The organism is Streptomyces sp. AcH 505, from assembly GCF_000818175.1.
GTDB lineage: Bacteria > Actinomycetota > Actinomycetes > Streptomycetales > Streptomycetaceae > Streptomyces.
In genome coordinates this window covers 3,414,217-3,427,926 of sequence record NZ_JTIY01000001.1, presented here as the reverse complement: position 1 = coordinate 3,427,926, position 13,710 = coordinate 3,414,217, and the positions used below count along the sequence as shown (strand labels likewise).

Annotated in this window: 16 protein-coding genes; 9 read left to right on the top strand and 7 right to left on the bottom strand. The window is 70.1% G+C overall.

The window, feature by feature from the left end:
• The first annotated feature begins 302 nt into the window (after positions 1-302).
• Entirely contained in the window at positions 303-608 is a 306-nt protein-coding gene (locus HY68_RS43770) for a hypothetical protein (RefSeq protein WP_198533274.1), read from the top strand.
• 75 nt (positions 609-683) lie between these two features.
• Here the strand turns inward: HY68_RS43770 and nthA are convergent, their stop codons facing one another.
• The 4 genes from nthA to hppD form a co-directional block, all read right to left on the bottom strand.
• Positions 684-1,271: a nitrile hydratase subunit alpha gene (nthA, locus tag HY68_RS15605; RefSeq protein ID WP_078863625.1), complete on the bottom strand. Its 588-nt coding sequence runs from the start codon at positions 1,269-1,271 to the stop codon at positions 684-686.
• Entirely contained in the window at positions 1,268-1,579 is a 312-nt protein-coding gene (locus HY68_RS46060; protein ID WP_041989172.1) for an SH3-like domain-containing protein, read from the bottom strand. The genes nthA and HY68_RS46060 overlap by 4 nt, the downstream gene beginning before the upstream one ends.
• Positions 1,572-1,853 carry an SH3-like domain-containing protein gene (locus HY68_RS46055; RefSeq protein ID WP_041989171.1) on the bottom strand — a complete coding sequence of 94 codons (282 nt, stop codon included), beginning with the start codon at positions 1,851-1,853 and terminating at the stop codon, positions 1,572-1,574. Before HY68_RS46055 ends, HY68_RS46060 begins: the two co-directional genes overlap by 8 nt.
• An 86-nt stretch (positions 1,854-1,939) precedes the next feature.
• Positions 1,940-3,103 (bottom strand): 4-hydroxyphenylpyruvate dioxygenase, encoded by a 1,164-nt coding sequence (gene hppD, locus HY68_RS15590; RefSeq protein WP_107070186.1) that lies wholly within the window; start codon positions 3,101-3,103, stop codon positions 1,940-1,942.
• Between the two features lie 163 nt (positions 3,104-3,266).
• Between hppD and HY68_RS15585 the strand changes: the two genes are divergently transcribed.
• The 8 genes from HY68_RS15585 (at position 3,267) to HY68_RS15550 (ending at position 9,942) form a co-directional block, all read left to right on the top strand.
• The gene (locus HY68_RS15585; protein ID WP_041989168.1) at positions 3,267-3,752 is read left to right on the top strand and encodes an Lrp/AsnC family transcriptional regulator; all 486 of its coding nucleotides are present in this window, start codon (positions 3,267-3,269) and stop codon (positions 3,750-3,752) included.
• Positions 3,753-3,781: 29 nt separating this feature from the next.
• Positions 3,782-4,429: an ABC transporter permease gene (locus HY68_RS15580; RefSeq protein WP_041989167.1), complete on the top strand. Its 648-nt coding sequence runs from the start codon at positions 3,782-3,784 to the stop codon at positions 4,427-4,429.
• 91 nt (positions 4,430-4,520) lie between these two features.
• Positions 4,521-5,708, top strand: coding sequence for a betaine/proline/choline family ABC transporter ATP-binding protein (locus tag HY68_RS15575; protein ID WP_041989166.1), 1,188 nt, complete (start codon positions 4,521-4,523; stop codon positions 5,706-5,708).
• Entirely contained in the window at positions 5,705-6,544 is an 840-nt protein-coding gene (locus tag HY68_RS15570; protein WP_041989165.1) for an ABC transporter permease, read from the top strand. Before HY68_RS15575 ends, HY68_RS15570 begins: the two co-directional genes overlap by 4 nt.
• Positions 6,544-7,533 carry a glycine betaine ABC transporter substrate-binding protein gene (locus HY68_RS15565; protein ID WP_041989163.1) on the top strand — a complete coding sequence of 330 codons (990 nt, stop codon included), beginning with the start codon at positions 6,544-6,546 and terminating at the stop codon, positions 7,531-7,533. The genes HY68_RS15570 and HY68_RS15565 overlap by 1 nt, the downstream gene beginning before the upstream one ends.
• Positions 7,534-7,683: 150 nt before the next feature.
• A complete protein-coding gene (locus HY68_RS15560) occupies positions 7,684-8,334 on the top strand; it encodes a helix-turn-helix domain-containing protein (RefSeq protein WP_078863624.1) in 651 nt (216 codons plus the stop codon).
• Positions 8,335-8,347: 13 nt separating this feature from the next.
• Complete coding sequence (locus tag HY68_RS15555; RefSeq protein ID WP_041989161.1) at positions 8,348-8,557, top strand: hypothetical protein; 210 nt, start codon at positions 8,348-8,350, stop codon at positions 8,555-8,557.
• The gene (locus tag HY68_RS15550; protein ID WP_041989159.1) at positions 8,554-9,942 is read left to right on the top strand and encodes an MFS transporter; all 1,389 of its coding nucleotides are present in this window, start codon (positions 8,554-8,556) and stop codon (positions 9,940-9,942) included. The genes HY68_RS15555 and HY68_RS15550 overlap by 4 nt, the downstream gene beginning before the upstream one ends.
• Here HY68_RS15550 and HY68_RS15545 read toward each other — a convergent pair.
• The 3 genes from HY68_RS15545 to HY68_RS15535 form a co-directional block, all read right to left on the bottom strand.
• A complete protein-coding gene (locus HY68_RS15545; protein ID WP_041989157.1) occupies positions 9,872-10,660 on the bottom strand; it encodes a S16 family serine protease in 789 nt (262 codons plus the stop codon). The genes HY68_RS15550 and HY68_RS15545 overlap by 71 nt on opposite strands.
• Positions 10,661-10,694: 34 nt before the next feature.
• Entirely contained in the window at positions 10,695-11,336 is a 642-nt protein-coding gene (locus tag HY68_RS15540) for a helix-turn-helix domain-containing protein (RefSeq protein WP_041989155.1), read from the bottom strand.
• Positions 11,337-11,696: 360 nt separating this feature from the next.
• On the bottom strand, positions 11,697-13,487 hold the full coding sequence (locus HY68_RS15535; RefSeq protein WP_041989153.1) for a DEAD/DEAH box helicase: 1,791 nt from the start codon (positions 13,485-13,487) through the stop codon (positions 11,697-11,699).
• Positions 13,488-13,710 lie beyond the last annotated feature (223 nt).

Sequence of the window (13,710 nt, the reverse complement as noted above, 5' to 3'; positions counted from 1 at the left end):
CGGCCCCGCCCGGCGCCGCCGCCTCACCGCAGGCCGATCCGCTGACGGAAGGCCCGGGGTTCGTGGCGCCGGTCGCACCACAGCCGGACGTACCGGCCCCCAAGTCCGGCGCGGCGGGACCGGCGGGACCACCGGCCCCGGCGTCGGCCCTCCGCTAGCCGCCGCACCGGCCCAGCGGCACGGCGCGGCACGTCACGGAACGGCCCGGAACACGACGAGCCTCCGACGGGAATCCCGTCGGAGGCTTCGGCGCTGTCGGTCCGGCCGGGCGTGCAGCCCGGTCAGCCACAGGTCACTTCTTCTTGCCGCTCGAAGCGACCTGCGCAAGCGTGCTCGCCGCGGCGGATTTCTCCGACTTGGTCGCCTTCTTGCTGTTCAGGACCTTCGCGGCGGCCGTGGCTGCCTTCTTGCCGGTCGTGCCCTTGCTCTTGGGCGCCTGGGAGACCGCACTGGCTGACGCGGTCTTCTTGGCCTTGGTCGCCTTCTTGTCCTTCAGCGACTTACCGGCAGCGGTAGCGGCCTTTTCTCCGGTCTGGCTTGTCTTCTTCGCGATGACAAAAACCCCCTTCAGAGTCAGGTCTTCTACGATTCACGTTCTTTTGCCGTAGACACCGAGTACCCCCCAACCGCCGTTGCACGCACGGCGGTTCTCAGAGAGCGGGGGTTCTGAAGGAGCGGGCTGCTCAGAGCGCCGCGGTGCCGATCAGCGCGTTGCGGGTGACGAGTCCCGCCAGCGCCTCCTCGTCCAGCCCCGCCGTGCCCTCGGGCCTGCGGGGCAGCACCATGTAGCGGGTCTCCGACGTGGAGTCCCAGACCGTGATCTCCGTGGCGTCGGGGAGAGTCAGCCCGAACTCCTCCAGGACCGCCCGGGGTTCGCGGACCACGCGTGAGCGATAGGCCTCGCTCTTGTACCAGCTCGGGGACGGGCCGAGCAGCCGCAGCGGGTAGCACGAGCACAGCGTGCAGACGATGACGTTGTGGGTGTCGGGGGTGTTCTCGACGACCCGCAGCCGCTGCGGGTTCACTCCCCCGGCCGACATGCCGAGTTCGGCGACGGCCGCCGTCCCGTCGGCGAGCAGCCGGGCGCGGAAGGCGTCGTCGGTCCAGGCCCTGGCCACCACGCGGAAGCCGTTGGCGGGAGAAGCACCGGCCAGGAAGCCGTCGATGACCTCGTCCAGGGCTTCGCCCGAGACGATCCCGCGCTCCTCCAACAGGGTTTCCATGCGCCGTACCTGACGGGAGATCAGTGCGTCGTCGTGCGTACCGCTCACTGCGGATCGTCCTCCAGATAGCTCTCGAACAGGTCGAGTACGACGTGGTGTTCGCCCCGGCCCCACAGCTCGCTCGCCGCGAAGCTCACGGCGTACACCTGCTCCAGCGGCGCGTCCGCGCGCCCCTGGGAGTTGACGTCGGAGAGCGGCGACCGGCCCTCCGGCTCGACGACCGTGCCCCGCTTGCCCCGGGCGTAGCGCGGCAGGCGGGTGTGGTGCGGCGGGTCGTGGCGGCTGGTGCGTACGGCCGTACCGGGCGGGTAGCGGTCGGGGGTGCCGGCGGGGCCACGGCCGCCCGGGTCACTCATCGAGTTCCCCGGCCGCGACGACGCCCTTGCGCTCCAGCAGCGTACGGATGCCGTAGAACCAGCGCTCGTAGTACGAGGCGGCCAAGTACGCGGCGGGCGGCATGGATTCGACGGCGTCGCGGAACTCGTCGAGGTTGAAGACCTTTTCGGCGATGAGGGCCCTGTTGAGGGCGAACACCCGCGCCTCCCAGTCCGCGTGGAAGGGTTCGGTGTCGTCGGTGGTGTCGATCGGGCCGAAGCCCTGCATGCCGCCCACGTCGTTCATCCTGGCCATGGGTCGCACCCTAATCGACAGCGCGGCCCCCCACAGGTCAGTTTCCGTGGGGGGCCGCCGGTGGCCGTTCGCGAGGGTGGGGCGCGTCAGAGATTGCCGCGCTTCTCCTGCTCACGTTCGATCGCCTCGAAGAGCGCCTTGAAGTTGCCCTTGCCGAAGCCCATGGAACCGTGCCTTTCGATCATTTCGAAGAAGACTGTCGGGCGATCCTGAACGGGCTTCGTGAAGATCTGCAGGAGGTAGCCGTCCTCGTCGCGGTCGACGAGCAGTTTCAGCTCACGCAGCGTCTCGATCGGCACCCGGGTCTCGCCCGCCCACTCGCCGAGCGTCTCGTAGTACGAGTCGGGGGTGTCCAGGAACTGGACGCCCGCCGCGCGCATCGCGCGTACGGAAGCGACGATGTCGTTCGTGGCGAGCGCGATGTGCTGGACGCCGGCGCCGCCGTAGAACTCCAGGTACTCGTCGATCTGCGACTTCTTCTTGCCCGCAGCCGGCTCGTTGATCGGGAACTTCACCTTGAGCGTGCCGTCGGCGACGACCTTCGACATGAGCGCGGAGTACTCGGTGGCGATGTCGTCGCCCACGAACTCCTTCATGTTGGTGAAGCCCATGACCTTGTTGTAGAAGCCGACCCACTCGTTCATCCGGCCGAGTTCGACGTTGCCCACGCAGTGGTCGATGGCCTGGAAGGTGCGCTTGGCGGCGGGCTCGACGATCGGGTCGGCCGCCGCGTACCCGGGCAGGTACGGGCCGTCGTAGCCGGTGCGCTGGACGAGGGTGTGCCGGGTGGTGCCGTACGTGGCGATCGCGGCGAGCACGACCGTGCCGTGGTCGTCCTTGATCTCGTACGGCTCCTGCAGCCCGGTGGCGCCGTGCTCCGTGGCGTACGCGTACGCGGCGCGCGCGTCGGGGACCTCGATGGCCAGGTCGACCACGCCGTCGCCGTGCTCGGCGACATGGCCGTCGAGGAACCGGCCCCAGTCGGAGGAGGGCTTGACGACGGACGTGAAGACAAAGCGGGCCGAACCGTTGGTCAGGACATAACTCGCGGTCTCGCGGCTGCCGTTCTCCGGGCCCGCGTAGGCGACGAGCTTCATGCCGAAGGCGGTGGAGTAGTAGTGCGCGGCCTGCTTGGCGTTTCCGACGGCGAAGACGACCGCGTCCATGCCCTTGACCGGGAAGGGATCGGCCTCGCGCGCGGTCTCAGGGGCGGTGTCGGGGGTGGGGACAGAGGCGGTGTCGGTGTGCATCGAGGTGTCTGCCATGGGCTCAGCGTCTCCCCGTTTTACAAGGTGCGCAACAGTTCTCGCATTCGCTGGGCACTTTGTACAGCGGATAGCGACAATGGCCGGGCTATCTGCACAGGGTGCCCTACGCAGAGCTGGCCACGGGTTTTCGAGGGAGGCGGCGGGTATGGACGGCAGTTCCGGTATCGACGCGCTGGACGGCAGGCTCATCGTGCTGCTGGCACGCGAGCCGCGCATCGGCGTGCTGGAGGCCTCGCGCCGGCTGGGGGTGGCGCGCGGGACCGTACAGGCGCGGCTCGACCGGCTTCAGTCGAATGGCGTCATCAGGGGGTTCGGGCCGAACGTCGACCCGGCGGCGCTCGGCTATCCCGTCACGGCCTTCGCCACGCTGGAGATCAAGCAGGGTCAAGGCACGGACGTACGGGCCCACTTGGACACCGTGCCCGAGGTGCTCGAACTGCACACCACGACGGGGCAGGGGGACATGCTCTGCCGGCTCGTGGCGCGCTCCAACGCCGATCTTCAGCGGGTGATCGATCTGGTTGTCGGTTTTGATGGCATCGTGCGGGCCTCCACGGCGATCGTCATGGAGAACCCCGTACCGCTGCGGATCATCCCGCTGGTGGAACAGGCAGCGGCGGACGGGGACTGACCGACCGGGCCCCGAGGCGAGGAGAACGCGTGAGCTTCTGGGCGTACCTGGGCAACCGGCACCAGCAGCTGATCACCGACGCTCTGCAGCATGTCAGCGCGGTCTTCCAGTGCATGGTCATCGCGACGGCGCTCGGGGTGCTCATCGGGGTGGTCAGCTACCGCAGCCCCTGGGCGGGCAACCTCGCGATCCTCTCCACCGCCTCCCTGCTCACGATCCCCTCGCTCGCCGCGATCGGTCTGCTGATCCCGCTGGTCGGGCTCGGCGTACCGCCCACGGTCATCACGCTGACGCTGTACGGGCTGCTGCCCATCGTCCGTAACGCCGTCGTCGGGCTGCGGGGTGTCGATCCGGCGCTGGTGGACGCGGCGAAGGGCATCGGGATGTCCCGCGCCGCCCGGATGCTCCGGGTGGAACTGCCGCTCGCCTGGCCGCCGATCCTCACCGGGATCAGGGTCTCCACCCAGATGCTGATGGGGATCGCGGCCATCGCCGCGTACGCGTCGGGCCCCGGCCTCGGCAACGAGATCTTCCGCGGGATCGCCTCGCTGGGCAGCGCCAACGCGATCAACCAGGTGCTCGCGGGGACGATCGGGATCGTCATTCTCGCGCTGCTGTTCGACGCCGCGTACATCCTGCTCGGCCGGCTGACCATTCCCAGGGGGATCCGTGCCTGACACGACCGGTTCTGCCTCCGGCCCTTCTGCCTCCACCGGTTCTGCCGCTGGCGGTTCTGCCTCCGGCGGTTCCGAGGCGTCCCGTTCCTCGATGGCCGGCGCCGGGATTCAACTGGACGCCCTCACCAAGCGGTATCCGGGCACCCCCGAGCCGGCCGTCGACGCCGTCACCATGGACATCAAGCCCGGCGAGACGGTGATCCTGGTCGGCCCCTCGGGGTGCGGCAAGTCCACCACCCTGAAGATGATCAACCGGCTGATCGAGCCGACGTCCGGCCGGATCACGATCGGCGACGAGGACGTCACGTCGATCGACCCGGTGAAGCTGCGCCGCAAGGTCGGCTACGCCATCCAGTCGTCCGGTCTCTTCCCGCACATGACCGTCGCGGAGAACATCGCCCTCGTACCGAAGATGGTCGGCTGGTCCAAGGCGAAGGTGCGGGCCCGGGTCGAGGAGATGCTCGATCTGGTCGGGCTCGACGCGCGGGAGTTCCACGGCCGGTATCCGCGGCAGCTCTCCGGCGGCCAGCAGCAGCGGGTCGGGGTGGCGCGGGCGCTCGCCGCCGACCCGCCGGTGCTGCTGATGGACGAGCCGTTCGGCGCCGTCGACCCGATCACCCGCGACCATCTGCAGGACGAGCTGATCAGGCTTCAGCACGAGCTGCACAAGACGATCGTGTTCGTCACCCATGACTTCGACGAGGCGATCAAACTCGGCGACCGGATCGCCGTGCTGCGCGAGCATTCGCACATCGCGCAGTTCGACACCCCCGAGGCGATCCTCACCAACCCGGCCGACGACTTCGTCTCGGGCTTCGTGGGGGCGGGGGCGGCGCTGAAGCGGCTCAATCTGACCCGGGTACGGGAGGTCGGCGTCGCCGAGTTCCCGACGGTGTCGGTCGACGACCCGCTCGAAGCGGTCTCCGCCACGCTGCGCGCCGGACCGCACAACGAGCTGCTGATGCTGGACGGGGCGAACCGCCCGTACAAGTGGCTGCGGCGCGGCGATCTGGCGCGCGCCAAGGGGTCGCTGGCGCGGGCGGGACAGCTGGTGGGTGACACGGTGACCAGGGACGCGACGCTGCGCGACGCGCTGGAGGCGGTGCTCACCGACAGCGGCGGGCGGGTCGCGGTCACCGGGCGGCGCGGCGAGTACATCGGCGTCGTGGACATGGAGACGCTGATGGCCTCCGTGCAGGAGATGCTGGAGGCGGACCGCCGCACCGCCTTCGAGCACCAGCACGAGCAGCAGGGGCTGGTAGACGGCGGTGTCGGATGAGCGCCCCGGCCAAGGTCCCCGAGCGGCCGGAGGGGCCTGAGCGGCCCGAGCGCTTCAACGACGAGGCGGAGTCGACCGCGTACGTGCCGACGGCGCCGAAGCGGCGGATCACCTGGCAGAAGCTGGTCGCCGTACCGCTGGTGGTGGCTGTCGTGCTGGCGGCGACGATCCTGTGGATCACCAGCATCCAGCTGGACTCCATCGCCGAGAACTCACTGTCGGGCGGCAACGTCCAGCTGCGGCTGTGGCAGAGCGTCCGGCTCACCGCGATCTCCACCTTCTGGGTGCTGCTCATCGCGCTGCCGGTGGGCATCGCGCTGACCCGGCGCAGGCTGACCAAGGCGGCGCCCGCAGTGACGGCCCTCGCCAACATCGGCCAGGCGACCCCGGCGATCGGGCTGCTGGCGCTGCTGGTGATCTGGCTGGGCATCGGCCCTTCGACGGCGATCACCGGCATGGTGATCTACGCCGTGCTGCCGGTGCTCTCCAACACGGTGGCCGGGCTGCGCGCCATCGACCCGGATCTGGTGGAGGCCGCGCGCGGCATCGGCATGTCGGCGGCGGGGACGCTCGGGCGGGTCGAGCTGCCGCTGGCGGTGCCGCTGATCCTCGCGGGCGTGCGGACGGCGCTGGTGCTGAACGTCGGTACGGCGACGCTGGCGACGTTCGGCGGTGGCGGCGGCCTCGGTGACCTGATCACGTCCGGCATCCAGACCCAGCGGATGCCGGTCCTGATCATCGGCTCGGTGCTGACGGTGACGCTGGCGCTGATCATCGACTGGCTGGCTTCGCTGGTCGAGGTCGTCCTCACCCCGCGCGGCCTGGAGGACGAGTGATGCGGCGCCGGCTGATCCGGTTCGCCGGGCCGGTACTGGCCGGGGCGCTGCTGAGCGGGCCGTTGCTGTCCGGGTGCGGTCTGAAGAGCGGTTCGCCGCTGGTCGACGACGTGGTGCCGGGCAGGCTGGGCATCGGCCGGCCGCTGAAAGGCGCGTCGCTGACCGTCACGTCGAAGAACTTCAGCGAGAACATCATCCTCGGCGAGATGATCGGCCTGATCTTCAAGGCGGCGGGCGCCGAGGTGCTCGACCGGACGAACCTGCCGGGCTCGATCAGCGCGCGCGAGGCGATCGTGAAGGGCGACGCCGACGCCATGTACGAGTACACGGGCACGGCCTGGATCACCTATCTGGGTAACGCGAAGCCCGTCCAGAACCCGCAGAAGCAGTGGGAGGCGGTACGGAACGCCGACGTCGCCCACGGCGTGACCTGGCTGCCGAAGTCCACGCTGAACAACACCTATTCGCTCGGGATCAGCCAGGCCAACAACAAGAAGTACAAACTCAGGACGCTCTCCCAGGTGGCGGCGCTGGCGAAGAAGAACCCGTCGGCCGTGACGATCTGTGTGGAGAACGAGTTCGCGGCGCGCGACGACGGCCTGGTCGGCATGGAGAAGGCGTACGGCATGAAGCTGCCGGCCGGCAACATCAAGAAGATGGACGCCGGAATCATCTACACCCAGGTGTCCAAGGGCGGCTCGTGCCTGCTGGGCGAGGTGTACACGACGGACGGCCGGATCAAGGCCATGCACCTGGACACCCTGGACGACGACAAGCACTTCTTCCCCATCTACGACGCGGCGCCCGCGCTGCACACGGCCACCTTCAAGAAGCACCCGGAGATCGCCCAGCTGCTCGATCCGCTGTCGAAACGGCTGACGACACCGCTGGCGCAGGAGCTGAACGCGCAGGTGGACGTGGCGGGGCGGGATCCGCACGACGTGGCGAAGGACTGGCTGATCAAGGCGGGATTCATCAAGGCGGGCTGAGCCGAACGGGTGAGCCGAACGGGTGAGCCGAACGGGTGAGCCGAACGGGTGAGCCGAACGGGTGAGCCGAACGGGTGAGCCGGGGAAAGTTACAAAGAATCTCTGCAAAGAATCCTTGCAATGATGTCTTTGCAACTCTACTGTTGAGCCATGCCCGACGACAGCACCCCCGAAGACACCACCCCCGCCGACAGTCCCGACGACGACAGCACCCGCCCCGACAGCACGCCGGAGCCCGAGCTGCACAAGCTGGATCCGCGCTCCCTGCGGGGCCTCGCCCACCCGCTGCGGATGCGCATGCTCACCAGCCTGCGCCACAACGGATCGGCGACCGCCTCCCAACTGGCCGAGGAAATGGGCGAGTCCAGCGGATCCACCAGCTACCACCTGCGCCAGCTCGCCGCCCACGGCTTCGTCGAGGACGATCCGGAGCGCGGCAAGGGCAGGGAGCGCTGGTGGAAGGCGGCCCACAGCGGCGTCATGGTCGACGCCGCGCTGTACCAGAACCCGAGCCCCGAGGTGCGCGGCGCCCTGGACGTGCTCGTCCATTCGGTCGCCACCATGCACGGCCAGGAGATCGGCACCTTCCTCGGCACCCGGCACGACTGGTCCGAGGAGTGGTCCAGCAAGGCCGATCTCAGCGACTTCACCCTGCGCATGACGCCCGGACTCCTGGGCGAGCTGGACGGCAAGATCCACGCGCTCATCGACAGCTACCGCGACCGCGCCCTGCGGGAAGCGGACGAGAACACCGCGCAGGTCCGCCTCCACGTGCACGCCTTTCCGCTGAAGAAGAACTGAAGGGACCACCGCCATGAATCCGCACACCACACTCCAGCTGCACGCCGTACGCTCCGCCGAACTGCGCGCCGATGCCGCCGCGTACGCCACGTACCGCCAGGTGGTCGGCGACCGGCAGCCGGCCCGGCAGTTCCGCCCCCGACTGGGCTGGGCGCTGGTCGAGTTGGGGCTGCGCCTCGTCAACAACCCGGGAGCGGCGAGCCAGTTGGTCCGAACGGCATGAGCGCGCCGGGGGGACGCGAAACTGAGCCGAGGGCGTCACGCGTACCGCTGACCACGGTGCTGGGCGCCAACGCCGTCTCCGCCGCGGGTACCGCGGTGAGCGCGGTCGGCATTCCCTGGTTCGTCCTGCAGACCACCGGCAGCGCGGGCCGCGCGGGCGTCGTGGCCTTCTGCGCCACCCTCCCGATCGTCGTCTCCGCGGTGATCGGCGGCCCGGTGATCGACCGCATCGGACGGCGGCGGGTCTCGATCGGTACGGACGCGATCTGCGCCGTCGCCGTGGCGGCCGTACCGCTGCTCCACCGGGCCGGGATGCTGCCGTTCTGGGCGCTGTGTGTGCTGGTCGGCATCGTCGGCCTGGTCCACACCCCGGGCAAGACCGCCCGCTATGTGCTCGTGCCCGACCTGGCGGCCCACGCCGGCACCACACTCCCCCGCGCCGCCAGCCTCTTCGACGCCGTCGAGCGCGGGGCCCGGATGATCGGCGCGGCCGTGGCCGGTGTGCTGATCGCGGTCCTGGGCGCGCAGTGGGCGCTGCTCGTCGACGCCGCGTCCTTCGGCCTCTCGGCGCTGCTGGTCGCCGCCGGGCTACGGGGGATACGTTCGGCCGAACCCGTCAAAGCCGCCGCACCGGTCTCGCTGCGGACGTACGGCACCGAACTGCGCGAGGGCTACGCCTACTTGCTCAAGGCACGGCTGCTGCTGGCCGTCGTCCTGATGGTGATGGTGATGAACGGCCTCGACCAGGGCTGGGTCGCCGTACTGCTGCCCGTCCACGCCGAGCAGGATCTCGGCGGCCCGACGGCGCTCGGTGTCGTCTCGGCGGTGTGGGGCGCGGGCGGACTGCTCGGGGCGCTGTTGTACGGGGCGTTCGGGCACCGCTTCTCGCGCTACGCGGTCTTCGCGGTGTGCGTGGTGCTGTGCGGCGCGCCCCGGTACGCGACGGCCGGTCTCACGGACTCCACGATCGCGCTGGCCGTCACGATGGGCGCCGCCGGTCTGGCGGCGGGGGCGCTGAACCCGATCCTGACGACCGTGACGTACGAGCGGGTGCCGCAGGCGCTGCGCAGCCGGGTGTCGGGCGCGCTGACGGCGGGCGGCGAGCTGACCATGCCGCTCGGCGGTCTCACGGCGGGGCTGCTGGTCTCGGGGGCCGGGCTCGGTCCGGCGCTGCTGGTGATGGGCGGTGCGTATCTGCTGGCGACGCTGAGCCCGCTGGTGTTCCCGGTCTGGCGCGGCCTCGGCGGGCGCGGCAGCGGCGACGGTCCGACCGGCGCCGCCGAGAACGGCGACGGCAGGGGCGGCGACGCCGAGGTCAGCAGCTCGGGACGTGCGCTCCCCGGCCCAGCGCCCGCAGCGCGGACACCGCGCCCTTCAGCGTCGTGACGGGGATCAGCCGCATCCCCTTCGGCAGCTCGGAGCCGGCTTCCCCGCACTCCGCCTTCGGGACGACGAAGACCGTCGCCCCGTCGCGGGACGCCGCCTGAGTCTTCAGGGAGACACCGCCGACCGCGCCGACCTTGCCGGAGCTGTCGATCGTGCCCGTACCGGCGATGGTGCGGCCGCCGGTCAGATCGCCGCCCGAGCCGTTGCCGTCGAGCTTGTCGACGATGCCGAGGGCGAAGAGCAGTCCGGCGCTGGGGCCGCCGACATCGGCGAGATGGAGGCTGATGTCGACGCTCTTCGGGCTCCGGCCGAGATAGCCGAGCGCCGCGTCGACCGCGTCGTTCTGCGACTCGACCATGTCGTTGGTGTTGTGCTTCAGGATCTGCTTGTCCGACTGGCCCGCCGGATAGACGGAGTCGCGCGGCAGCACGGCGCGGTCCGTACGGAACCAGCCGTCGAGCACGTCTCCGAAGTCGACGTCCTCCGAGGGCCCGGTCGCCACGATCGTCGTCATCCGCAGCTGCCCCTTGGTCTTGCGGGTGGGCGACTTCGTGATCGTGATGACCTGCTGCCCCTTGTCCGCGCCGAGCACGTCGGCGGTCAGCCCGGGTCCCGCCACGGCGTACGGCAGCGGCGCGAGACCGACGACGACGAGCAGCGCGGCGACCGGGAGGGCACACAGGGTGAGGCCGAGGGGGCGCGAGAGACGAGAGAACACGGTGCCAATCTATCGGCCGCCGCCGGTCCCCCGATCAGCGCAGTGCGTCGGCCACTTCGCGGGCGGCGTCGACCACCCGCGGACCGACCCGTTCCGGTACGGCGTCGGCGAGCATCACCACCCCCACGCTGCCCTCTATGCCGGTCACCCCGATCAGCGCGGCCGCGGCTCCGCTGGCGCCGGCCTCCAGCTCGCCGTGGGTGAGGGTGCAGCTCGGCTCGGTGAGGGTGCTGCCACGGGCGGCCAGGATCGCCTTGCCCGCCGCGCCCCGCTCCAGCGCGTGCCGGAAGCCGGCCCGGTAGGCGACGTGATAGTCGGTCCAGGTGGGTTCGACGACGGCGACGGCCAGCGCCTCCGTACCGTCGACGAGCGTCAGATGCGCGGTGGCGCCGATGTCCTCGGCGAGCGAGCGCAACGCGGGCAGGGCGGCTTCCCGTACCAGCGGATGCACCTGCCTGCCCAGCCGCAGCACACCCAGGCCGACCCTGGCCCGGCCGCCCAAGTCGCGGCGTACCAGCGTGTGTTGTTCCAGTGTGGCGAGAAGTCGGTAGACGACGGTCCTGTTGACGCCGAGCTTGTTGGACAGCTCGGTGACGGTCAGGCCGTGGTCGGTGTCAGCGAGCAGTTTGAGGACACGCAGTCCTCTGTCGAGCGTCTGAGATGTCTCCGCGGTCACGACGCCCTCCCCCTTCGGAGTGTGTGACGGCGGCCTTCCCGCGAGGTGGCGGCACCGGTCCCACGGCGACGCACGCGAGAGGCCGCCGACAAAATCTGGCACACCGGCTGCGCTCCGAGGCTGCGTTGCCACGGCGCGTTTACATTTCCGCGAGATTATCGACCGGCACCGCTCACCGGAAGACCTCGTCCAGAATCCGGGCATCGAAGGGCAGTTGGTGGCTATTCGGGCTTCGAGTCCGACCGAATGCCGATGTTTCGTGACAATTCACAGCATGGAGGATGACAACGGGTCACCGCCGCAGGGCGACGGTGGGCGCAGCGCCACAGGACGACGGCGGCGCGCCGCCGACCGTCCCGCTCACCGCATCCGGGTGGCCCACTCCTGGACCTTCTTGATCCGCTCCCCCAGCTGCCCCGCCGTCGCCTCGGCGCTCGGCGGCCCGCCGCACACCCGGCGCAGCTCCGTGTGGATCACCCCGTGCGGCTTGCCGCTCTGGTGGACGTACGCCCCGACCATGGTGTTCAGCTGCTTGCGCAACTCCAGCAGTTCACGGTGGGAGACGACGGGCCGCCGCTCGGCGGGCAGTTCCAGCAGATCCGCCTCGTCGTCCGGCTTCTTGCGGCTGTGCGCGATCTGCCGCGCCTGCCGCTTCTGGAGCAGTATCTGCACCTGGTCGGGTTCGAGCAGCCCGGGGATGCCGAGGTAGTCCTGCTCCTCGGCGCTGCCCGGATGCGCCTGCATGCCGAACTCGGCGCCGTCGTACATGACCCGGTCGAAGACGGCGTCCGACTCCAGCGCCTCGAACGACATCTGGTCGTCCTCGCCGGTGTCCTCGTCCTGCTCCTTCTCGGCCTCCGCCATCTCCTTCTCGGACTCGGCGTACAGGTCGTCCTCGCCGGCCTTCTTGGGCTTGTCGAGCACGTGGTCGCGCTCGACCTCCATCTCGCCCGCGAAGCCGAGCAGGTTCGGGATGGTCGGCAGGAAGACGGACGCGGTCTCGCCGCGCCGCCTGGACCGTACGAAACGGCCGACGGCCTGCGCGAAGAACAGCGGCGTCGAGATCGTCGTCGCGTACACGCCCACGGCGAGCCGCGGGATGTCGACGCCCTCGGACACCATGCGGACGGCGACCATCCAGCGGTCCTCGTTCGCGTCGAAGTCCTCGATCCGCTTGGACGAACCCGTGTCGTCGGAGAGGACGACCGTCGCCTTCGTACCGGTGATCTCCTTGATCAGCTTGGCGTAGGCGCGCGCCGATTCCTGATCGCTCGCGATGACCAGGCCACCGGCGTCCGGAATGCCCTTGCGCACCTCGGTGAGCCGCTGGTCGGCGGCGCGCAGCACATTGGGCATCCAGTCGCCGCGCGGGTCGAGCGCGGTGCGCCACGCCTGCGAGATGGCGTCCTTGGTCATCGGCTCGCCGAGCCTGGCCTCGATCTCGTCGCCCGCCTTGGTGCGCCAGCGCATGTTGCCGCTGTAGCTGAGGAAGATGACCGGCCGGACGACGCCGTCGCCGAGGGCGTTGCCGTACCCGTACGTGTAGTCGGCGGCCGAGCGGCGGATGCCGTCGTTGCCTTCCTCGTACGCCACGAAGGGGATGGGGTTGGTGTCGGACCTGAACGGCGTACCGGTCAGGGCGAGCCGGCGGGTGGCGGGCTCGAACGCTTCCAGGCAGGCCTCGCCCCAGGACTTGGAGTCCCCCGCGTGGTGGATCTCGTCGAGGATGACGAGGGTCTTGCGCTGCTCGCAGCGGTTGCGGTGCAGCATGGGCCGCACGCCGACGCCCGCGTAGGTGACGGCGACGCCCTGGTACTCCTTGCTCACCGGCCCGGCGCTGTAGTCGGGGTCGAGCTTGATCCCTATCCGCGCCGCGGCGTCGGCCCACTGCGTCTTCAGATGCTCGGTCGGCGCGACGACGGTCACCTGCTGCACGACGTGGTGGTGCAGCAGCCAGGAGGCGAGGGTCAGCGCGAAGGTCGTCTTCCCGGCGCCAGGAGTGGCGACGGCGAGGAAGTCACGCGGCTGCTCCTCGAGATACCGCCCCAGCGCCGTCTCCTGCCAGGCGCGCAACTTGTTGGCGGTACCCCAGGGGGCCCGGCCGGGGAAGGCGGGTGAGAGGTGATGGGAGGGGGAGGCGGAAGTAGTCACGGTCTCCGGTTCGGACGTGGGTGGCGCGGGCGGGGATTACTGCGTACGACAACCGGGCCACCCTACCGGGGGCGCGGCGCGGACCTCGTAGGAACGCGGACGGGGCCCGCGATGCGACCGGAGTCACACCGGCGGGCGGAGACCGGCCCCCGGCCGGCGCGACCACCACCAGGCCCTCCACCTGCGGCTGCCCGGACAGCGACCCGCACCCGGCCGGGCGGCC

Excerpts from the sequence above, each read along its gene's own strand:
- HY68_RS46060 (WP_041989172.1), bottom strand. The coding sequence starts at position 1,579 with ATGAGTGACCCGGGCGGCCGTGGCCCCGCCGGCACCCCCGACCGCTAC.
- HY68_RS46055 (WP_041989171.1), bottom strand. The coding sequence starts at position 1,853 with ATGGCCAGGATGAACGACGTGGGCGGCATGCAGGGCTTCGGCCCGATC.
- hppD (WP_107070186.1), bottom strand. The coding sequence starts at position 3,103 with ATGCACACCGACACCGCCTCTGTCCCCACCCCCGACACCGCCCCTGAG.
- HY68_RS15585 (WP_041989168.1), top strand. The coding sequence starts at position 3,267 with ATGGACGGCAGTTCCGGTATCGACGCGCTGGACGGCAGGCTCATCGTG.
- HY68_RS15575 (WP_041989166.1), top strand. The coding sequence starts at position 4,521 with ATGGCCGGCGCCGGGATTCAACTGGACGCCCTCACCAAGCGGTATCCG.
- HY68_RS15570 (WP_041989165.1), top strand. The coding sequence starts at position 5,705 with ATGAGCGCCCCGGCCAAGGTCCCCGAGCGGCCGGAGGGGCCTGAGCGG.
- HY68_RS15565 (WP_041989163.1), top strand. The coding sequence starts at position 6,544 with ATGCGGCGCCGGCTGATCCGGTTCGCCGGGCCGGTACTGGCCGGGGCG.
- HY68_RS15560 (WP_078863624.1), top strand. The coding sequence starts at position 7,684 with ATGCCCGACGACAGCACCCCCGAAGACACCACCCCCGCCGACAGTCCC.
- HY68_RS15555 (WP_041989161.1), top strand. The coding sequence starts at position 8,348 with ATGAATCCGCACACCACACTCCAGCTGCACGCCGTACGCTCCGCCGAA.
- HY68_RS15550 (WP_041989159.1), top strand. The coding sequence starts at position 8,554 with ATGAGCGCGCCGGGGGGACGCGAAACTGAGCCGAGGGCGTCACGCGTA.